This window comes from Pedobacter alluvionis (genome assembly GCF_003664035.1).
GTDB classification, from domain to species: Bacteria; Bacteroidota; Bacteroidia; order Sphingobacteriales; family Sphingobacteriaceae; genus Pedobacter; species Pedobacter alluvionis.
This window is the reverse complement of the sequence record NZ_RCCK01000010.1, coordinates 78353-98792: the sequence shown is the minus strand read 5'-3', so window position 1 is coordinate 98792 and position 20440 is coordinate 78353. Positions and strand designations below refer to the sequence as shown.

The following is a 20440-nucleotide window of genomic DNA, read 5'->3' as shown; positions in this document are numbered from 1 at the left end:
TTTCTTGGATATACCTGTATAAATACGACAAGAAAATCTCAAATGAAACAAATTTACTTATTAGTGCTTCTGGTTCTTGGAAGTCAGTTACTGATGCCGAGGCCAGCAAATGCACAATCTCCTGCAGCGATTAAAATCACCCTCAAGCTTCAACATCAAAATTTAAGAACGGCGCTTTCAAGCATACAAAAAGCGTCGGGAATTCAGGTTGTCTTTAATGAGGAGCTGGTTTTACCTTACCATAATATATCTGTTAATGTAAGCAATGTTTCAGTATCAACAGTATTGACCCAGGTTTTAAAAGATACTAAGCTGAAATACATCGCTCAAGCCAACAAGATCGTAATTTTGGCAAAACAAGGAAACGAAGATGGCAGTCAGGAAACATCAATATCAGGACAGGTAAGCGACGAAACGGGCAAAGCGCTTCCGGGCGCTAATATTAAGCTAATTGAATTAAGCAAGCATACAACAACAAATAGCAGTGGTTTTTTCCAATTAGCAGTTCAACCTGGAACTTATACATTAGAAATAAGCCATGTTTCTTATGAGACGAAGCAAATACAAAGGGTAAAAACCGGAGGTAGCTCTATTCATATCGAACTATCTGGCCATGAGCATACCTTAGAAAACGTAGTGGTAACCGCGTTGGGTATTAAAAGGGAAGAAAAGAGCCTGGGCTACGCGGTAACCAAAATTGATGGGGAGGAAATTTCGAAAACGGTTCCCGGTAACTGGGTAAATGCCTTATCGGGTAAGGTGCCGGGATTAAACATTAGCCGGGCAGGAGCAGGTCCGGGTGGTACGGTTAGGATAACGTTGCGCGGACAAAACTCATTGGATCTTGATAAAGGAGAACCTTTAATTGTAATCGATGGTGTACCCGTGCTGAGTGGCATGGTGGGAAATAATGGGTTAAGCTATGGTGCAACCGGAAACACTGAGCCTCCGGTTGATTATGGAAATGCCCTGAGTGATATCAATGCCGAAGATATTAAAGACGTAACGGTTTTAAGAGGCCCTTCTGCCGCAGCCTTGTATGGTTCGAGAGCTGCATCAGGTGCGATATTGATCACTACCAAAAATAATGCTGAACGAAAAGAACGGTTGAATGTAACCTTTAATAGCAGTGCTAACCTCGAAGGCGTATTGCATTATCCTGATTTTCAGTACGAATATGGTGCGGGAAACACCATCAATACTTATTTCTCTTACGGTGCCAGCCCTGATGGACCAAGTACAAATTCTACCCGGTCCTTTGGTCCGGCTTTTTCCGGACAGCTCTACTATCAGTATGATCCGGTAACCAAAACCCGGGGAATAGAAAAAACGCCGTGGGTTGCTGATAAAAACTATGTAAAAGATGCTTTTGTAACAGGCGTTACCTATAACAATACACTCTCGCTAACAGGTGGTGACAGTAAAAATTCAGTAAGGTTATCTTACAACGATGTACGCAACAAGTATATCTTGCCAAATACTGGTTATACCTTCAACAGGCTTGCTTTTTCCAGTAACAGCAAACTCAAAAATTTTCAATTATCTACGGGGTTCAACTATTATCATAAACAAAGTGATAACTTACCGCTTTCGGGTTATAATACCAATTCCTTTATGTATGGGTTGATGTACCGCTCGGCTAACATCCCCGCTTCCTATTATAAGGATTACTGGGATATTAAGGATGTGGATCAGAATAACCTGCTTAACCCTTCTGTTGACAATCCCTATTTTATCCTATATGAGAACCTGAACACTTTAGACCAGGATCGAATTTTCGGTAACGTCACAGCAACCTATAATTTAAGTAAAAAAATGAGCTTAATGCTGAGAGGTGGTATCGACCAAAATTCATCATTCAGAACCACCAGAAGACCATACAGCAGTATCCGATTTGCCGTTGGCCGTTACCAGGAGCAAACGGTAATGATGCAGGAACAGAATTATGACTTCCTTTATAAATACGATGAAAAATTACTCAATAATCTCGACCTTTCTTTCTCGGCAGGAGGTAGTATTTTTAAAAACAAGATCCAAAACAACCTCATCACTGCTGAAAGACTCAGTACTCCCGGAATTTATACGCTTGGTAACGCTAAAGACCGGCCCTTAATTGTGCTCTCACCAGCCAACAAGGAAGTTCAAAGTCTTTATGCCCTGGCCCAGTTTAATTACAAAAACTTTTTGTTCATGGACCTAACCGGTCGTAATGATTGGTCGAGCACCTTGCCAAAAGCCAATAACTCCTACTTTTATTACTCCTTTTCAGGAAGCGCTATAGCCAGTGAAATATTTGATCTTTCTGCCTTTAGGGCATTATCTTATCTAAAGATTAAGGGTTCTGTATCTCAGGTTGGAAATGATACAGATCCTTACCGGACAGGTTATTATTTAACGCCATCAGAATTTGGAGGAAGCTATACCAATCCAACAACCCTGCCTGGTGGTGATAGTCTTAAACCAGAAATTATTACCAACAGGGAATTGGGACTAGACATTCGGTTCTTTAAGAACTGTTTGGGTTTTGATCTTACCTATTATAATGCCAACAGTTCCAATCAGATCCTAACCGTACCCAACGATCCGGCAACGGGTTTTACCGGCAGGATCTTCAATGCCGGGTTGATCAATAACAGGGGAATTGAGCTCGCGGTCAATGCCAGCCTCCTTCACAAAAAAAGCAAATTGCAATGGAAAACAATGTTAACCTATTCATCTAACAGAAGCCTGGTTAAGGAACTGGCGCCTAATGTGAGTGAAATTATAATGGCCACCGGACCAAGAGGTTTTGTTAAAGCCATTGTGGGCGGATCTATTGGAGATATTTATGGTTCAGGCTATTTGAGAGCGCCCAGTGGAGAAATCGTTCACGATGATAGGGGATTACCTTTGATAGATACTGAAAACCTAAAAATATTGGGCTCAGCGGTGCCCGATTTTAAAGCAGGCATCCAGAACCAACTGAGCTATAACCAATTTAGCTTTTCATTCTTATTTGACGGACAAAAAGGGGGTGACATATATTCCTTTTCTCACTCCGTTTTAGGAGGAGCAGGAAAACTGAAATCATCATTACCAGGAAGATATGACGGAATAATTGGAGAGGGTGTAGTGCAAAATGCAGACGGAAGTTACCGTAAAAATGATATCGTAGCCACACCTGGAGATTATTACAACCAAAAGTACCTCAGGGATAATGCAGAGGCAAACATTTTTGACGCTTCCTTTATCAAACTTCGTGAAGTATCATTGGAGTACAGATTTAGCGCAAAACTACTTAAAAGTTTAGGTGCCAATTCCGCATCCTTCAGCCTGTATGGTCGTGATCTCTTACTATTTACCAAATTTCCACTCTATGATCCGGAAATCGCCACTTTAAATAGAAATAGAATTGAACCAGGCTTCGAAACAGGGCAATTCCCATCTACCAGGAGTTTTGGCGCTACACTTAAAGCATCATTTTAAATATCTGATATGAAAACACTATTAAAACACCTTCAACTAATATCGTTCCTGCTTGCGGTTAGTCTGGGCAGTTCCTGCACAAAAGATTTTGATAAACTAAATACCGATCCGGTAAGGGTAACCAGCGTAGCCCCGGGAAGCCTGCTTGCACCTGCTCAATTTGATGGCATGTGGCTTATTACCAGGCGTGCTCACCGCTTAAATAATGAAATGATGCAATACACCGTAGAGACAGGTGCGCTGAATGACTTTGCCCGCTATGAATTTAAGGAAAACGAGTTTGATCCCATCTGGACAACGCTTTATGTGAAAGCCAACGATATGAGTGAAATGTATAAAAGTGCCGAACAAAGAAATGATGTGAATAATATGGCAGCAGCCCTGGTTATGAAAGCCTGGTTTGTTTCAAACCTTACCGATATGTTTGGCGATATACCGTACACCGAAGCATTTAGAGGCAGGGATGATTTACTTTATCCAAAATACGATTCTCAACAGTCTATATATACCAGCATATTGGCTGATCTTAAAAAGGCAAACGAAATTTTTGATGAAAACAAAGCTTTTGAAACCACTGATCTGATCTATTCTGGGGATATTATTAAATGGAAAAAATTTGCCAACTCTATGCGTTTGCGTTTACTGGTTAGGGTATCAAATAAATCAGAGATGAATGCCCCCGGGCAGATCGCAGAAATGTTCGGCAATCCTGCAAAGTACCCTCTTATTGGCAGTAATGATGATGAAGCAATGATGAGATACTCAGGAACAAAGCCATTCATAAACCTTTTTTTAGAAATGGCTGCCGCAGAATTTAGCGGGAGCAGGAGAATGGGAAAACCGCTAATGGATATGATGAACAATACCGTTGATGGCAGAAGGTTTAGGTACGCCACACGCAACACCCCGGGAGCCTATGTAGGTATTCCGAGCGGTTACGATGAGCAGCAAACCATTGCCTTTGCAGATAACGGCGGACTTAAAACTTCTACCCTGGCTACCACATTGAAGGGTGGCTCCTACCCATTCCCTATCCTAACCTGGTCGGAGGTCAACTTTTTATTAGCTGAAGCTGCATTAAAAGGCTGGATTACGGCAGATGCACAATCTTATTATAATAAGGGCATAGAAGCATCCTGGAAACAATGGAACTGCACCTGGGATGGCACCGCCGGAACCACCTATTTGAGTCGGCCTACAGTCAGATTTACCGGTGCAAATGCGAACATGGAAAGGTTAATCGGACAGAAATACATTGCCATGTTTTTCTCAGGATTCGAATCCTGGTATGATTACAGGCGAACAGGCTATCCTGTATTGCCGAAGGGACCAGCGGTAAAAAATAATGGAATATTACCCACAAGATTTGAATACCCCTTAATTACCAAAGCTACAAATAAAGCAAATTACGATGCAGCCGCAGCTAAAATCGGCGGCGATAAATTAACCAGTAAAGTATGGTGGCAAAACTAAAAAACAACAATATGAACAAGCAATTATTTTTCTTTAAATGCACAATAGTCTCCGTATTATTATCGGCATTTGTATTTGTTTCCTGCCAAAAGGAAAAAATAGAACAAACCACTGCTACAACGCTGAAGAGGCCTGGTGCAAGCATGACATTGGCAACGGGCAATACCTCAACTTTTAAAGTGTTATCTTACAACATTTACGAGGGCTTTAGAGCTGATTCTGCCCGGATAGCAAAGTTTAGACTCTGGGTAGATACTCTCCAGCCTGCCGCAATTGCATTTCAGGAGATGAAAGGATTTACCAAGGCAAGTTTGCAGACTTTTGCAGAAAGCATGGGTTTTAATTATACATTAATGCACCACGAAAATGGATTGCCGGTAGCACTAATTTCAAAGTTCCCCATTACTGACATCAAGTCTAAACCATCTACATTACACCTTATTCAGGCTAAAATACTCGATTATCACTTTTTTGTAATCCATCTTAATCCAAATACTTATGAAAAACGTAAAGAGGAAATTGGAATTATATTAAATCGTGCTAAACTGATTCCAAAAACTGAAAAAGTATTGATGATGGGTGACTTTAATAATATGTCGCCGCAGGATTCATCGTTTTATGACAACAATGAAACGAAGATGAACCTGGTTAGGGCTTCAGAAATAAATAACCCGGGCACTAAGGTATTAAATAATGGAAAAATTGATTACAGTACAATCCAAAGCATGATTGACGAGGACTATCACGACAGCTGGAAACTTTTTCGAACAAATTATGATAAAAGCGCACCTACTAAACTTCGTAGTCATGGGAATTTTACCAGAATAGACTACATATGGATGAATGGAACTTTAGTGAGCAGTTATGCAAATTCTTACCTGGTTAAAGATGCTTTTACGGATTACGCATCTGACCACTACCCGATGGTGTTAATTTTAAACAGGTAATTTTCAAAACCAGATGCATCTATTTAACGTAGCATTGCTGAATTAAATTATGCGGTGCAAAAATCACCAATACACCAGGCTACATAGAATAAATCTGGCTTTCATTTTTTAATGATTTTTAAGAGGAAATTTAATCTTTCCTCTTAAACTTTCATGTATACAGTAAGTGTGATCTTGATTGTATACTGTGAGCGCTACTTGTCGATGGGCTTTTGATGGTATTTATTTTAATAATTCACGACACAGTTCCTTATCTATTATGAGATATCTGCTAATTTTAATAACCATTATTACCTCTTTTTCTGCAAGCGCACAAAGAACAGGTGAGTTAAAGTTTATACCTGCTGATCGATTTACCCTGGTGGGCAAATGCGAGCCTACCCATAACCCTTATAACCGAATCGATACCAATAAATATAAAGGCCTGCCGCCCAGAGTAGTGCAATTGCTTAGTCATTCTGCAGGTATTGCGATTTCTTTCAAAACCAATAGTAATGTAATCGCTGCGAAATGGTGCGTTTCAGCAGGCAAGGCACTTCCAAACATGGTTCCTACAGCACAAAAGGGATTAGATCTTTATATAAAAAATGGACAGAAATGGCAGTTTGCCGGAATAGGCAAGGTAACAGGTATTTGTAACGAGGAAATCCTGATTGGCAGGATGGATAACACTGAAAAAGAATTCCTGTTATACCTCCCCCTATATGACCAGGTAGACAAACTGGAGATCGGCATCGCAAAAAATGCAGACATCGCTGCAAACAATAACCCATTTGTAAAAAGAGTACTTATTTATGGTTCAAGCATTGTGCAGGGAACGGGTGCAAGCAGGCCTGGTATGGCCTATCCCGCAAGGCTTTCCAGAGCAACGGGTATCAACTTTATTAATTTGGGTTTAAGCGGAAGTGCAAAAATGGAACCTGAAGTTGCTGATATGGTAGCTGCTATCGATGCTGATGCCTATATCCTGGATTGTGTGCCAAATACGAATCCTGAACTGATAACCGAAAGAACCGCTAATTTCATTAGCACCATCCGCAAAAGAAATCCTGATATACCAATAATAGTAATGCAAAGCCTGATAAGGGAAAATGGTTATTGGGATAAAGTTTTAGGAACACAGGTTAGACAGCAAAATATAAATATACAAAAGGAAATACTTTCTTTACTGCAAAAGGGTATGAAAAACCTTTACTTGATCACTTCAGAAAACATGATTGGCGATGATCATGAAGGCACCATAGATGGAACCCATCCCAACGACCTTGGATATGACCGGATGATTCAATACATCACTCCTTTGATCAGCGATATTTTAAATAAACATAACATTAAAAACCATTAATACTTTACAGATTTGGGTTTTATCGTTCCAATAAGAGGTTGAAGTTGGCAAAGCTACAACCTACCATCTAATCATTCTACGTATCTTGAAATTGATAGGATACCATTAAAAAACTAACCCTTTTTTCTTTCTACAATCCCTCTTCTTACGATACTGCTCTTTAACCCAATGTTTTATCAGCATACAATAAAATTTATGATCTGATTGACCGGCCTGCGTCATACAATTTTAAAATTGGAGGATATATAAGTCGTTATATACCTATATTATATATTAATATACTAAATTAGTATATTAATATACTATTATATGCCAGAACAAAACCTAGCAGATTACGAAATCGACTCGGTACACTTTAGTACGCCATTGAAGGCGAATGCTTTTGAGATGGACGATGAGACAAAAATTTCGATGATCTCGGACCATTTTACCAGCATACTGAATATCCTCGGACTCGACCTGAACGATGATAGCCTGAAGAATACTCCGGACAGGATTGCCAAAATGTACGTTAAAGAAATATTCAGCGGACTTAATCCGGCCAATAAACCTGTTGCAACCCTTTTTGAAAACCGTTACGGGTATAGTGAAATGCTGGTTGAGAAAAACATTGCTGTCTTCAGTAACTGTGAGCATCACTTTGTTCCTATTACGGGCAAGGCGCATGTGGCATACATCAGCAAAGGAAAAGTAATTGGCCTGTCCAAACTCAACCGGATCGTACAGTACTATTCCAAAAGACCACAGGTACAGGAAAGGCTGACCATCCAGATTGCCCGGGAGATTAAGCGCGTAATGGGAACAGATGATGTAGCCGTGATGATCGATGCCAGCCACCACTGTGTCTCCTCACGCGGGATCCAGGATGCCGGCAGCTCAACGGTAACCAGCTCCTTCAGCGGAAAATTCAGGGATGCGGAAACAAGAAACGAATTTTTAAAATATATAGGCCAATGAGGTTTCAAGGTAAAAATATACTGGTAATCGGAGGAAGTTCGGGCATAGGCCTCAATCTGGTGCAGTTGCTGAGCAAAGAGGGTGCAAATGTTTACGCCGCATCCAGAAGTAGCTCAGATAGCTGGCCTGCATCGGTCCGCTATCAGCCACTTAATGTGATGGAAAATATGGATGTACTAGCTTCTTTTTTGCCGGAGGAACTTCACGGACTTGTATACAGTGTCGGAAGCATCAACCTCAAACCTTTTTCAAGGATTAGCGAAAATGATCTGATAGATGATTTCAGGCTGAATGTGGTGGGTGCAGCACGCACTATGCAGCTTGCATTAAAGTCCCTGAAAAATGTTCATTCGGCATCGGCCGTTTTCATCAGCTCGGTTGCTGCCAGATCAGGTATGGGTTATCATTCCAGTATTGCAACCTCCAAAGCTGCGCTGGAGGGGCTTGCTGTATCGCTGGCTGCAGAACTGAGCGTAAACAGGATCAGGGTAAATGTAGTTTCGCCATCGCTGACCAATACCCCGCTATCCACAAAATTCCTCAATACTCCTGATAAAATGGAGGCCTCTGCAAAAAGACACCCATTGGGAAAATACGGGGAACCGGGCGACATCAGCGCCGCAATTGCGTTCCTGCTTTCTGAAGACAGCAGCTGGATAACAGGACAGGTGATCGCGATTGATGGCGGCATGGGCAGTTTGAGGACAAACATCTAACACGCAGGCATTAATGGTAAGGAGACTGGACAGCTATTTTCAGGGGCAGCGTATTGCAAAGCTCCAATATGCAAAGCCCGGTATTTCCCTTAACCGGTTATCATAAAAAGCAGTTATGAAAATAGAAAAACTGAATGTGATCATCATAGGCGCCGGAATAGCAGGGCTATCTGCAGCCAGGTTACTAAAACAGGCAGGTAAAAAGATCCTCGTCATTGAGGCATCGGAGCAAGTTGGTGGCAGGGCGGGGAGCGATCATAAAAGTGGCTTCATCCTCGACCGGGGATTTCAGGTCCTGCTTACCGCCTACCCGGAAGCCAAAAAGCTCCTGAATTACGAGAAACTTGATCTGAAAGCCTTTCTTCCCGGGGCAGAAATTCTCGATGAACGGGGAAGACATAAAATAGGCGATCCCTTAAGGGAACCTTTGATGCTGATCAAAACCCTTTTTTCCCCTATCGGAAGCTTTGGAGATAAGCTACGCCTGCTAAAGCTCAAACTCAGGCTACATTCCAGTACCGTGGAAGAAATATTCAGCAGAAAAGAAACCAGCACATACTCATATCTAACTTCGCTGAACTTCAGTGAGCAGTTTATCACAAAATTCTTCAGGCCTTTCTTTTCCGGCATATTTCTGGAAACCGAACTTGAAACATCCAGCAGGATGTTTGAATTCGTCTTTAAAATGCTTAGTGAAGGCGCTGCTGCCGTTCCTGCACTGGGTATGGGCGAAATCAGTAAACAGCTGGCCGGGTGCCTGGATAGGGATGAACTTTTGCTTGGCGAGAAAATCACAGAGATAAAAAACGGCCAGGCTTTTGGCCGCTCCGGGAAAATTTATGAGGCCGATAATATCATTATCGCAACCGAACCACAAAACCTTTCCCAATCGGCCATGGATATAGACAGCCATTTGAAAAAAGATGCATTAACGATGTATTTTTCAAGCAGGGAAAGGACAGCGCACTCTAAACGCATTGCGCTGAATGCCATCAGCGGGCAGTTGATCAACAATATTGCCTTTATGGAACATATCGCACCCTCATACGCGCCCAAAGGTCAGTCGCTGATTTCAGTTTCTGTCAGAACAGCCCATACCGCCACAAAAATTGGTCTTGAAGAAATGATAAGGAAAGAGCTTATGCAATGGTACCCAGGTTCGGCACAATGGGAATTGCTGGCCACCTATTCTATCCCACACGCCCTTCCCGATAACAGGACTGCAAAGAACGAAATGGATGCGGATACAATGCGCATAAGCAGGAATTGTTACCTATGCGGCGATTACCTGCTGAACGGTTCGATAAACGGCGCAATGAAAAGTGCCCGTACTGTTGTAGAGGAAATACTTAAAACGGATAGCTGACAACGCTGTTCAAAAACATAAAAAATAGCACCATGATGTACAACCTTTTAAGTGAACTTATCTCGCTTGTGAAAACTTATGAAAGCAGCAATGATAACCCGGTAGCGGAACTGGCTCCATTCCTCAGCTGGCTCAATGGCCGCCATGGGGACAGGGAAACAAGCGCCCCTAACCCTCAATGGGAAGGCAAAGCCAGGGGACGTTCGGCAGACAGCGTGATCAACACCTCGCTGGTTCATCTGTACCGTTATGCCAGGCTGCACGCAAAAACAGCCATTGCTGAATCTGCCTTTTCTACACCCGATGAATTTATCTACCTGATCTGCCTTGCCTCGGGCGGAAGTATGAGCAAAACTGCACTGATCAGACAGAATGTTCATGAAAAGGCTACAGGTACGCTGATTGTCAACAGGTTGCTAAAAAAAGGTTTGGCAGAGCAGCAGACCACCGATAACGATAAAAGAAGCAGGATTATCAATATTACCACTAAAGGGACGCAGGAATTGAACAATAGTATAGAAAATATTAAAATGGCTTCAGCAAATGTTACCGAGCCGCTTTCCACCCCGGAAAAAATGGAACTGATTACTTTACTGCTCAAGCTCGAAGATTTCCATCATGAAAGGAAATTATTGGAACAAACGCCAACTAACTTTAGGACATGATTAGGTTAGCGTGAAAATATTTCTGTTGAGATTGAGGACTAAAAGCGCTAATTCATTAATCAAACATACAGGGTGGAGGGTAACAGTAAAATGAACATTCAACCAGCCATATAAAATAAGGACACAGCATATTTCAGTCAACTGACCGCCAAATCTGTCAGCTTCACCATAATTGGAAAAGTTTCATATATTTTTTTCATAAGTTTAAGCGATGGATAAAAATGAGCAACGAATTTCCTGGTATAGTTCGCTGTTAATTGCCTTATTGGTAAACACACCGAAGTTGCTGGCTTTACGCGAAAAGGGAATTGTAGCGCAATACTGGCATTTTAATCCTTTGGAACTACTCTTTCAGTTTTTATTCAATCTGGTCTTTTGCGGATTGATATTCCATTTAAACCTGAATCCCTTTTCAAAACTGAGCGTTTACCGTGAAAAAAATAAAATTAGCCTGTACGTTATTTCAAATGTATCAATATTCATTTTAGCTGTTTTTTTGGGAGGCGTACTCCAAAACAAATTATTTTTTACGCCGCAATTGCCTAAGGCTTACCTGGCAGGCAACTTCGTACGGTTATTCCTGAGTAGTATCTTAATGGCTATTCTGATTAAAATTGTTCTGCTTATCCGTTCCTCTAAAAATAAAGAAGTAGAAAACGAGCAGCTCAAGATGGCCTACATGCAAACAGAACTGGAGCTTTTGAAAGAGCAGATGAACCCACATTTTTTATTCAATTCATTAAGCAGCCTCTCAGGTGTCATCAGGGAAAACCCGGCCCTGGCACAAAAATATGTCCGTGATTTATCTACCGTTTTTCGCTATGCTTTAAACCGTTCCAAAAATAATCTTGTAACACTTAACGATGAAGTAACGATGTTAAAGGCATTCGCCCGGCTCGTAACCATGCGTCTGGAAAATGCATTTAAAATGGAAATTAATATTCCCGCTGAAGCGATGAATTATAAATTACCCCATTTAACTTTACAGCCTTTATTAGAAAACGCCGTAAAACACAATGCAGCAACTTTAACAAAGCCCTTAAATGTAAAGCTGTATATGGATAATGACTTGCTGGTTCTGGGCAATAACCTCAATGAAATTCCAACGCCCGAAAGCAGCAACGGTATGGGACTTGCAAACCTGAATGAACGTTTTAAGATTATGTTGAAAAAGGAAATCGAAATAAGTAAAAGCGGAAACGAGTTTCTGGTAAAAATCCCATTAGAACCATGAGCACCATTCGTACTGTTATTGTAGAAGACGAGTCCGTTACCGCCAGGAACTTAATCCATTTACTGGGAGAAATAGCGCATGATATTGATATTGTTTCAACATTAAGTACCGTTGAAGAAGCAACCACCTGGCTTGCTGGCAATGAAAGCATGTACGACTTAATTTTTATGGATATCAGGCTTGCAGATGGATTATCTTTTGATATTTTCAAACGAATCAATATCGATAAACCTGTAATTTTTGTAACCGCCTATAACGATTACGCCATCACGGCTTTTAAAAACAATGGTATCGATTACATCTTAAAACCTTTTGACGGGGAAGAAATTGATCGCGCTGTTAACAAATACAAAAGATGGATTGGCAGTGCTACACCACAGGTTTTGCCTGTATTTACAGATTTAGCCGCACAAATTGGCAACCTTTCAAAATCTCACAAAAAGTCTTTCCTTATTCATTACCGCGATAAACTGATACCGGTAGAAACGGCTAAAATTTCGTGGTTTTATACGGCTAATGAAATCGTTTATGCCAGAACCAACGACGACAGGCAATTTGTGATGGATTTCACTATGGAACAGCTGGAGCAGCAGCTTGACCCGGATACTTTTTTCCGGGCAAACCGCCAGTTTCTGATCAACCGCAGGGCCATAACCGAAGTTGAATTTTATTTCAACGGAAGATTGTTGGTTAAAGTAAAACCAATAGCCGAAACGCAAATGCTGATCAGCAAGGCCCGTGTACCTGAGTTTAAAAAATGGATGAATACTTAAATCGCTTCACCCTTTTGTTTTTCAGCTTCACCTGTTTTTAGTCCACATCCAGATTTATTTTTATTCAACTTTATCCTGTCCTAACAAGGCAGCATTTAGTTTAGATAAAAATGAAAAATCACATCGGTCCATATCGCATTTACATCCTGTTATTCCTTTTTATGTTCATTCTTGCCGAAATCATCTGGAACTGGAAGAAAGAAAAAGGCGCTTATGATGTTAAGGAAACTTTTTCCAACCTCGCTATTTTTGCAGGCTTTCAGTTTTCAAAATTCATATTTGCAGGTTATCAATTAACCATTCTGGGTTTCTTTGCAAAACTGACACCAATTAAACTGCTGCATAATGCCTGGGTTTTCGGTTTAACATTCATCGCCGCAGATTTTACTTATTATTGGTTCCATCGCCTATCACACCTCTGGAAACCGCTTTGGGCATTTCATTTGGTCCATCATTCGGCCATGCACATGAATTTAACGGCAGCTTATCGCCTTAACTGGTTTTCAGCAATTGTGAGTCCATTGTTTTTTATCCCGGCCGCATTATTTGGTTTGCCCACCGATTTTATTGTGATTTCTTATGTGCTAAACCTTACCTACCAATTTTTTCTACACACTGAAGCCGTTGGAAAATTGGGCCTGATTGAGCATGTAATGGATACACCATCATCGCACAGGGTTCACCATGGAAGCAACCCCATTTACATCGATAAAAACTTTGGTGGTGTTTTGATTATCTGGGATAAATTATTTGGCACTTATCAACCCGAAACAGAAAAAGTACGGTATGGCCTGACTACCGGTTTTTTAAGTTATAATCCCTTCCGCCTGGTGGCACAGGGCTTTATCAACTGGTTTAAGCCAGAAAGTTCAACCCAAGGTAATCACACTTTAACTCCACATCTTTCAGTTTCATCTGAAAAGCAGAAACATGCATTAAATTAATCCATCTGTTAATAAAAAACACATTATGAAAAAGTTCATTTTAATAATCAGTATTGCGTTTTCAAGTGTCTTACTTACAAACGCTCAAAGCAGAATAGTGGTAAGAACTCCTGCCAAAAGAATCATAGTACATACCCGCCGGGTGAATACTAAGCCTGTAGCAAGAATTGTTGTAGTAAAACCCGCACCAATTGTGGTGGTAAAACCTGCTTTAAGGAGGCGGGTAATTGTAGTTCATCACTAATCTTAAGCAATTTTCATATTTTTAAATCAGTAGAAATCAAATCATGAGAACCCCTAAAATCACAAGTTTATATGTTGCTTTATTGGTCTTATCAGTTTCCGGTTTAACCTCCGCATTTGCTCAAAATAAAGCAAATGATTTAAAGCATAAAACACCCGAAGAGCGGGCTAAATTTCAAACGGAAATGATGAGGACTAAACTCAACCTAAATGCCCAACAGCAAAGTAAAATTGAAGTAATAAACTTAAACTATGCTAAAAAGTTCGAGCCCATTATAAAAAGTAGCGATCGTAAAATAACACGCTTTAAACAAGCAATGTCTTTACAGAAGGCGAAGGATGAGGAGCTGAAAAAGGTGTTCACTACCGGCCAGTATCAGCAATACGAAAAGTTTAAAGAGACGTTAAAAAGCCACACTAAAAGATAAAATGTAATATGAAAAATTTACTCAGACTTTGCTTTTTACTATTGGTTTTATCAGGCTGCGCTAAAGGAGGCGATTCGCCGTCAACCGAACCTGTAGACGATGATTTAGATGGGCCAATTTCCCGGCCTGCATCCGGATATGGAGCTGATGGCAGTTACAAGGTTGCAGAGATTAATTTTGCAAACCCAACCTATTCCGGAACCAATGTAACCATTTTTTATCCTGCCGGGATTACCTCACCTAAAGGAACTATTTTCTATTCACACCCTTATGGCGGCGAAGATAAAAATTATGCAAAAGGCCTTTTCGAGTTCATTGCAAAAAAAGGTTTTGTGGTGGTTTTTGTTCCCTATCCAACAACCGGAGTGAGTATAGATGATAGATATAACACACTCTGGGCGGGATTTTTAAAAGCTGCAACGGATTATCCGAATCTTATTGATAAAACCCGCGTTGGCTTTATGGGGCATTCTTTTGGTGGAGGCGCTTCAATTGCCCTTGCCTATAAAGCTTTCACCGATTTTGGCTGGGGACAAAATGCCCGTTTTCTTTTCACCATGGCGCCCTGGTACAGCTATCAGATCACCAATGCACAACTTCAGAATTTCCCTGCCAATACAAAAATGATTGCCCAGGTTTATGATGAAGATACCATTAACGACCATCGTTTGGCGATAGATATCTTTAAAAATATCAGTATTTCTCCTGCCGAAAAAGATTTCATCTACATCAAATCAGCCACAATTGCCGGATATACTTACCACACAGAACACACCATGCCCAATACGCGAACCGCTTTCGATGCTTTAGACTATTATGGCATTTATCGCCTGCTCGATGCCATGATGGACTATAGTTTTAATGGAAATGCTGCTGCCAAAAATGTAGCTTTAGGAAATGGTTCAACAGAACAAATAACCATGCCTGGTTATAAAAATGAAGTTTTGCCGCCCTTAGAAGTAAGCGATAATCCGGTGCCTAAATATGCACAAAGCCGGTATGAATTTCAGTGCGGCAGTACAGTTAACCCCAGGATTGGAAATTGTAATTAAAAATATGAAGAAGTTATTTTTTATGGTTTCGATTTTATTGTATTACGGAAATCTAAATGCACAAAATTTTTCTAAAATCGATACCTGGCTACAGCACCACGCCGATGTAATGGGTGGAAGAGTTTACCTCTTACTCTACAAGGATGGAAAAATTGTATATAGCAAAGGCGTAAGTGAGCTTTCTGCAAAACAGAAAATGATGGGAAAAATCCTAGCCAAAAGACAAGGCAAAACCACCGACTTCAGTGATTATACAGCCACAACCAGACAGCAGATCGCCAGTTGTAGCAAATGGCTTAGTGCTGCCTTGGTAATGACTTTCGTTGATGAGGGCAAGCTAACACTTAGCGATACGGTTGGCAAATATCTTCCGGTTTTATCTAAATCGGGCAAAGGGAGTATTACCATTAGCGAATGTTTATCGCACATGACTGCCATAAAATCGCCTGATTTAAAAGAGAGTTTAAGCGAAATGCGACAAATCAATAGCATGGATGAGGCCATCCAAATGATTGCTGCCTTGCCAATGGAGGGCGAGCCCGGAAAGGTTTTCCGATACAGCAATACAGGATTGCAAATCGCCGGAGCGGTGATTGAAAAAATCAGTGGCAAAAGTTTCGAAACCTTGTTTGCCGAAAGAATTGCCAGGCCTTTAGATATGAAAAATACCGATTTTGGAAAAAGCAAAGTTGCATTGCCTGCAGGCGGAGCGAGCAGTACGCCAAACGATTACATGAATTTTCTTACTATGATTGTAAATAAGGGCATATTCAATGGCAAACGCATCCTATCAGAAAATAGCGTAAACCAAATGCAAATTAACCGTGTAACCGGTGAGGTTAACAAAGTGTACGCACCCAACGAGGCAGGTGATTTTGGCTATGGCTACGGGGAATGGATAATAGAAAATAGTAAGGCAAACAAACCTGGTAATGCTGTTAGCAGTCCGGGATTATTCGGTAGTTTTCCGTGGGTTGATAACCAAAAGAAAACCGCTGGTTTCCTGATGGCCTTTTACCTTAATAATAAAGGAAGACACGAATACTATCTTGAGTTGAAGAAGTTAGTTGATGAGGCCTTGAAGTGAAAGCAGTTTCAAAATGCGATTACTGACCACAAAATGCTCGTTTTAACGATACATTATGATCCATCTTTGCCAGGAAATTTAAACCTGGCAATAAAGAGACACAAGCTATAAGGATAGTCATTGTGTCTCTTTAAATGAGTTGAGTCAGTTATCTGTTTATGTTTTCTAAAGTGAAATAGAATGGTACAGACGATTTTCCAGAACCGCCACCAGTCATAACAATATCAGCGCTTGAAATGCCAAACAAATTAATTTCAGAGTTAACTTGAGAAATAATGGCAGAATTCATTACATCACCTTCTTCTATCTGCGAAACCACGCCTATATAGATTCTTGGTTGGAATTCAAAAACCGCCTTTTGTCCGGGGGCCAAACCTGTTTTTGCAGCAAGAAGTTTACCATCTCTGTAGCAATAGGCATTGATGGCGCCTAACATGAGTTGGTTTCTAACTTCAACCTCTGTAGAGCTTGTTGCAGGAATTGAAGACAATTGAAGAATATCTCCAGAATTGCTTTTTAACATGTCAAAAGCCTGGCCTTCATAAGCTGTCAATTGTGGGGTATAGTTCCCATAAGAGTCGCTTGCTGATACCTGGAAGTTTGATGAGTATACAAATGGGTGATTGTCTAATCTGCCGCAGTTTTTAATTACCTGCCATGCTATCGCGATCTCGCCAAAATCTTCTGCGACATTTTGTTGAAAAATTACGACAGTGCTGTTATTAGTGTCACCTGATCTGTTAATAAAATTTAATTTAATCTTTTCCATGTCTTAATGCTTTAAATAAGTAATTACCTACTCTATTCAGTTTTCGGCTATCCTGTTTTTTTTTCGAGCCTGAACATTAGATAACTCAAGACATATACTAACATGTACACACATGGGCTTTCTGAGGATCAAAAGCTTTTTTATTGGCTAATCCGTAGAACTCCTGCGGAACGCTACGCATAGTGGGGATTTCGGCCTTACAGCTATAGCTTAATCAAGGCTCAACAGTTGTGCATAGCATGATGGTGCTGCTATCAGTAAAAATAAAGTAAGTAGTTTCTGCATATCCTTAATTTAAAATATTCTTAATCAGTTTTCACCTCTATTTTATCTCTAATTTTTCTCAATAATTCGGTTTGCTCTTTTGCTTGTTTTAATATTTCTTTTTGGGTGTTGTAAACAGATTGAAGTGTAATAATATTTTGTTCTTGGTAAGCAACAATTTTATCGATTTTCCAATACCAAAGCACCAGCTGTCTAAGCACTAAAAAAATTAATAACATCACACCAATGCCGACTAATACACCGATTAGTGATCCAAAATTAAAACCATCATTTGCAACTTGTGCATTAGCGAACAATGGTAGAAGCGTTAAGAGCGTAAGTATTTTTTTCATATTATCGGTAACTATTAATGATGCAGTTTAAAGCCATTTTATTGTGTCAAGATCAAGATCTGAAAAATTGTATTGCCAATCATAATGATTGTTAGATTAATAATTTGAATAGAGGCTATTTACCATGCTGCCAGCAATATCCACTACCACTACCATTTCTTTTGCAACGACTTCCCTTTTTAGTGAGTGCCTTACATTGCCCAACATAATTAGCAGTCTGGCGAGGGCTCGTTTTACTGGAGCTGAAGGTTTTTATATTACTGGAAGATTTTGTAGAGCATACACCACAGCTCCCACCAGCACCACAATGTTTACACCGGCTGCAATTAGAACAGGCAGAACATGAACTATAGCCGTAACAAGTAGCAACAGGTTCTTTCGTTTTGGGATTTTCAGGCGAAAAGTTCAACAAGGTTAAACTCAACACAATTAAGATGAGCGTTTTCAATAGAGATGTTTGGTTTGATTTAAGTATTCTAATAAGCAGCTATTTCACCATAAAAACAATACTGATAAATGAGTATTTCATCCTTAAAAATATCGTCTAAGAGTCTGTTTAAATTTTTATAACAAATATAAATGGCCTTTGGCTCTCACACAGAGGGATAATTATTTCAGAAAGTCAATATAAAAGACAGATCTTTTTGGCAAAATGGTCGGCTACGCGAGATCGTCATTCCCAACTCGATTGGGAATCGTAATGCAAGCGCTTTAAGATTCCCGCCTGCGCGGGAATGACGACCGTACTAATGATTCTGTCTATGGTAGCGTAGTCGATTGCTTTATTAATGAGTTGAAATGGTCTTCGACTACGCTCAGACTGACATACGAAATAAATTTTATTTAATTTTAAACAGGCTCTAAGAATTATACAAAAAAAGACTGTCTCATCTAAACATTTAGTTCATATACGTACTAATATTGGGACTATAATATACTGAACTACCACTCGCAAAAACAAGGTTGTCGAATTAACAGAAAATAAGCTAACAATAAAGATGCTCAGCTAAACCCATAATAGAACCATTTATAGGCCCTAACTACAGGAGAAGATAGTATTCAAGATAGAGATAATGATTATAATGTTAAAGAAGAAGATAGAAAAGGAAATATTTGTAGCGAACTTATTGATATAATATATTATATATATATATTTGTATCGTCATTTCCCTCGGGAAAAGGACCTGGTTGGCCGCATTACCGTAATTGCGGCATTTTTTTTACCCCTGATTTTGATACCATCTTTCTCTTTCTTCAAAATATTCTTTATTCCGTTTATTGTCAATATGAAAACAACTGACAATGATATAGTTCGGCGTTATGCGTTGCATAATGACTAGAAAACTCTCCTCTTTATACCAATAGTACTCCCTAAGAGTACCGTCAGTTTCCGGAAATTCAAAGTATGCAATCTCTTCTTCCTCACAATTCTCCAATATGCATTTAATCCAATGTATCTTATTTGCCCGATGACGATCAAAGACCCGTTGCCTATGCATTTTCGTGCGTTTGTATTTTTCCTTTTATCGGATAGGCTGACCCATCAGACAGGATAAGCTTTACGGCTTTGTTCTGCTCGAAACGACCTTTTCCATTACGCGTAAACTGCAGGTACTCATTTTCCGAGATGTCAAAATAGGCATACATCTCTTTGGTATCAGAAATGGTGGTTAGCAGTGCGCCCTCATCAATCAGGCTCCCCGTTTTCAAAGGGATACGGTCTATGGTCCCATCGAAAGGAGATCGGATACGGGAATAGGAAAGTTTCTGGTTGGCATCATCGATCATTGCCTTAGCCGTTTTGATCTGCGCTTCAGCCTCCGAGAACCTGGCCTTTCCAAGCGAAAGTTCAGAAGGAGAGATCACTTTTTTATCTACAAGCGTTGTAATCCTTTCCAGTTCAACCTGGGCGATACTGGCTGCAGAGAGTGCGCTGGCCAGGTTTGCTTTGGCTTTATCGAGTGCAATAACATGTTCGCGGTCGTTCAGCTGAAAGAGCAACTGCCCTTTATGAACCTTTTCTCCCTCATCTACCAAAGCCTTTTCTATAAAGCCATGTATCCTGGATCTGATGTCCACATTCTTGTAGGCCTGAATATCGGCTACATAGTCGAAAGATAGTGAAGTATCCTGCCGGGCTAGCTTTAACACCGGTACCTCGGCAATCTCATTATCTTTTTTCTGGGCCGTTCCCCCTGTACATGCCTGCATTGCGGCAGCAAGGATCGGGATCGCCATCCATTTAATTTTCATTCGTGTGTTTTCCTTATTTCTTTTTCAAATGCAGTGGCTATAACCGAAGGTTAGCGCACAGCAACTTATCTGATATTTAATTTTTAATCCAACAAATTATATGTAA

Annotated in this window: 18 protein-coding genes; 14 read left to right on the top strand and 4 right to left on the bottom strand. The window is 40.3% G+C overall.

The annotated features are described in order from the left end of the window. Window positions 1-42: 42 nt before the first annotated feature. The 14 genes from BCL90_RS00675 to BCL90_RS00610 all read left to right on the top strand — a co-directional run bounded on the left by BCL90_RS00675 (window position 43) and on the right by BCL90_RS00610 (window position 16695). Window positions 43-3465 (top strand): SusC/RagA family TonB-linked outer membrane protein, encoded by a 3423-nt coding sequence (locus BCL90_RS00675; protein ID WP_121282048.1) that lies wholly within the window; start codon window positions 43-45, stop codon window positions 3463-3465. Window positions 3466-3474: 9 nt separating this feature from the next. Then, window positions 3475-4938, top strand: a complete 1464-nt coding sequence (locus tag BCL90_RS00670) for a SusD/RagB family nutrient-binding outer membrane lipoprotein (protein WP_121282047.1) — start codon at window positions 3475-3477, stop codon at window positions 4936-4938. A gap of 11 nt (window positions 4939-4949) precedes the next feature. After that, window positions 4950-5885 (top strand): endonuclease/exonuclease/phosphatase family protein, encoded by a 936-nt coding sequence (locus BCL90_RS00665; RefSeq protein WP_166792138.1) that lies wholly within the window; start codon window positions 4950-4952, stop codon window positions 5883-5885. Between the two features lie 259 nt (window positions 5886-6144). After that, on the top strand, window positions 6145-7230 hold the full coding sequence (locus BCL90_RS00660; RefSeq protein WP_121282045.1) for an SGNH/GDSL hydrolase family protein: 1086 nt from the start codon (window positions 6145-6147) through the stop codon (window positions 7228-7230). Between the two features lie 309 nt (window positions 7231-7539). Next, window positions 7540-8187 carry a GTP cyclohydrolase I FolE gene (gene folE / locus BCL90_RS00655; RefSeq protein ID WP_121282044.1) on the top strand — a complete coding sequence of 216 codons (648 nt, stop codon included), beginning with the start codon at window positions 7540-7542 and terminating at the stop codon, window positions 8185-8187. Beyond that, complete coding sequence (locus tag BCL90_RS00650; protein ID WP_121282043.1) at window positions 8184-8903, top strand: SDR family NAD(P)-dependent oxidoreductase; 720 nt, start codon at window positions 8184-8186, stop codon at window positions 8901-8903. The genes folE and BCL90_RS00650 overlap by 4 nt, the downstream gene beginning before the upstream one ends. A gap of 115 nt (window positions 8904-9018) precedes the next feature. After that, window positions 9019-10269: an NAD(P)/FAD-dependent oxidoreductase gene (locus tag BCL90_RS00645; RefSeq protein ID WP_121282042.1), complete on the top strand. Its 1251-nt coding sequence runs from the start codon at window positions 9019-9021 to the stop codon at window positions 10267-10269. 32 nt (window positions 10270-10301) lie between these two features. Further along, window positions 10302-10934: a MarR family winged helix-turn-helix transcriptional regulator gene (locus BCL90_RS00640; RefSeq protein WP_121282041.1), complete on the top strand. Its 633-nt coding sequence runs from the start codon at window positions 10302-10304 to the stop codon at window positions 10932-10934. A 211-nt stretch (window positions 10935-11145) separates the two neighbouring features. Next, window positions 11146-12168 (top strand): sensor histidine kinase, encoded by a 1023-nt coding sequence (locus tag BCL90_RS00635; RefSeq protein WP_121282040.1) that lies wholly within the window; start codon window positions 11146-11148, stop codon window positions 12166-12168. Then, window positions 12165-12941, top strand: a complete 777-nt coding sequence (locus BCL90_RS00630) for a LytR/AlgR family response regulator transcription factor (RefSeq protein ID WP_121282039.1) — start codon at window positions 12165-12167, stop codon at window positions 12939-12941. Before BCL90_RS00635 ends, BCL90_RS00630 begins: the two co-directional genes overlap by 4 nt. A 110-nt stretch (window positions 12942-13051) precedes the next feature. Beyond that, a complete protein-coding gene (locus BCL90_RS00625) occupies window positions 13052-13885 on the top strand; it encodes a sterol desaturase family protein (protein ID WP_121282038.1) in 834 nt (277 codons plus the stop codon). Between the two features lie 287 nt (window positions 13886-14172). After that, window positions 14173-14556: a hypothetical protein gene (locus BCL90_RS00620; RefSeq protein ID WP_121282037.1), complete on the top strand. Its 384-nt coding sequence runs from the start codon at window positions 14173-14175 to the stop codon at window positions 14554-14556. Between the two features lie 8 nt (window positions 14557-14564). Next, window positions 14565-15608 (top strand): alpha/beta hydrolase family protein, encoded by a 1044-nt coding sequence (locus tag BCL90_RS00615; protein WP_121282036.1) that lies wholly within the window; start codon window positions 14565-14567, stop codon window positions 15606-15608. A gap of 4 nt (window positions 15609-15612) precedes the next feature. Further along, window positions 15613-16695: a serine hydrolase domain-containing protein gene (locus tag BCL90_RS00610; protein WP_121283404.1), complete on the top strand. Its 1083-nt coding sequence runs from the start codon at window positions 15613-15615 to the stop codon at window positions 16693-16695. A gap of 148 nt (window positions 16696-16843) precedes the next feature. Here BCL90_RS00610 and BCL90_RS00605 read toward each other — a convergent pair whose 3' ends face one another. The 4 genes from BCL90_RS00605 to BCL90_RS00590 all read right to left on the bottom strand — a co-directional run bounded on the left by BCL90_RS00605 (window position 16844) and on the right by BCL90_RS00590 (window position 20334). After that, entirely contained in the window at window positions 16844-17464 is a 621-nt protein-coding gene (locus BCL90_RS00605) for a hypothetical protein (protein ID WP_121282035.1), read from the bottom strand. A gap of 305 nt (window positions 17465-17769) precedes the next feature. Beyond that, window positions 17770-18081, bottom strand: a complete 312-nt coding sequence (locus BCL90_RS00600; RefSeq protein ID WP_121282034.1) for a hypothetical protein — start codon at window positions 18079-18081, stop codon at window positions 17770-17772. Between the two features lie 115 nt (window positions 18082-18196). Beyond that, complete coding sequence (locus BCL90_RS26185) at window positions 18197-18508, bottom strand: DUF5763 domain-containing protein (RefSeq protein WP_394341701.1); 312 nt, start codon at window positions 18506-18508, stop codon at window positions 18197-18199. Between the two features lie 1064 nt (window positions 18509-19572). Next, window positions 19573-20334, bottom strand: coding sequence for an efflux RND transporter periplasmic adaptor subunit (locus BCL90_RS00590; RefSeq protein WP_121282032.1), 762 nt, complete (start codon window positions 20332-20334; stop codon window positions 19573-19575). Window positions 20335-20440 lie beyond the last annotated feature (106 nt).

Excerpts from the sequence above, each read along its gene's own strand:
- BCL90_RS00675 (WP_121282048.1), top strand. The coding sequence starts at position 43 with ATGAAACAAATTTACTTATTAGTGCTTCTGGTTCTTGGAAGTCAGTTA.
- folE (WP_121282044.1), top strand. The coding sequence starts at position 7,540 with ATGCCAGAACAAAACCTAGCAGATTACGAAATCGACTCGGTACACTTT.
- BCL90_RS00645 (WP_121282042.1), top strand. The coding sequence starts at position 9,019 with ATGAAAATAGAAAAACTGAATGTGATCATCATAGGCGCCGGAATAGCA.
- BCL90_RS00590 (WP_121282032.1), bottom strand. The coding sequence starts at position 20,334 with ATGAAAATTAAATGGATGGCGATCCCGATCCTTGCTGCCGCAATGCAG.
- BCL90_RS00660 (WP_121282045.1), top strand. The coding sequence starts at position 6,145 with ATGAGATATCTGCTAATTTTAATAACCATTATTACCTCTTTTTCTGCA.
- BCL90_RS00615 (WP_121282036.1), top strand. The coding sequence starts at position 14,565 with ATGAAAAATTTACTCAGACTTTGCTTTTTACTATTGGTTTTATCAGGC.
- BCL90_RS00670 (WP_121282047.1), top strand. The coding sequence starts at position 3,475 with ATGAAAACACTATTAAAACACCTTCAACTAATATCGTTCCTGCTTGCG.
- BCL90_RS00630 (WP_121282039.1), top strand. The coding sequence starts at position 12,165 with ATGAGCACCATTCGTACTGTTATTGTAGAAGACGAGTCCGTTACCGCC.
- BCL90_RS00650 (WP_121282043.1), top strand. The coding sequence starts at position 8,184 with ATGAGGTTTCAAGGTAAAAATATACTGGTAATCGGAGGAAGTTCGGGC.
- BCL90_RS00625 (WP_121282038.1), top strand. The coding sequence starts at position 13,052 with ATGAAAAATCACATCGGTCCATATCGCATTTACATCCTGTTATTCCTT.
- BCL90_RS00605 (WP_121282035.1), bottom strand. The coding sequence starts at position 17,464 with ATGGAAAAGATTAAATTAAATTTTATTAACAGATCAGGTGACACTAAT.
- BCL90_RS00620 (WP_121282037.1), top strand. The coding sequence starts at position 14,173 with ATGAGAACCCCTAAAATCACAAGTTTATATGTTGCTTTATTGGTCTTA.
- BCL90_RS00610 (WP_121283404.1), top strand. The coding sequence starts at position 15,613 with ATGAAGAAGTTATTTTTTATGGTTTCGATTTTATTGTATTACGGAAAT.
- BCL90_RS00640 (WP_121282041.1), top strand. The coding sequence starts at position 10,302 with ATGATGTACAACCTTTTAAGTGAACTTATCTCGCTTGTGAAAACTTAT.
- BCL90_RS00600 (WP_121282034.1), bottom strand. The coding sequence starts at position 18,081 with ATGAAAAAAATACTTACGCTCTTAACGCTTCTACCATTGTTCGCTAAT.
- BCL90_RS00665 (WP_166792138.1), top strand. The coding sequence starts at position 4,950 with ATGAACAAGCAATTATTTTTCTTTAAATGCACAATAGTCTCCGTATTA.
- BCL90_RS00635 (WP_121282040.1), top strand. The coding sequence starts at position 11,146 with ATGGATAAAAATGAGCAACGAATTTCCTGGTATAGTTCGCTGTTAATT.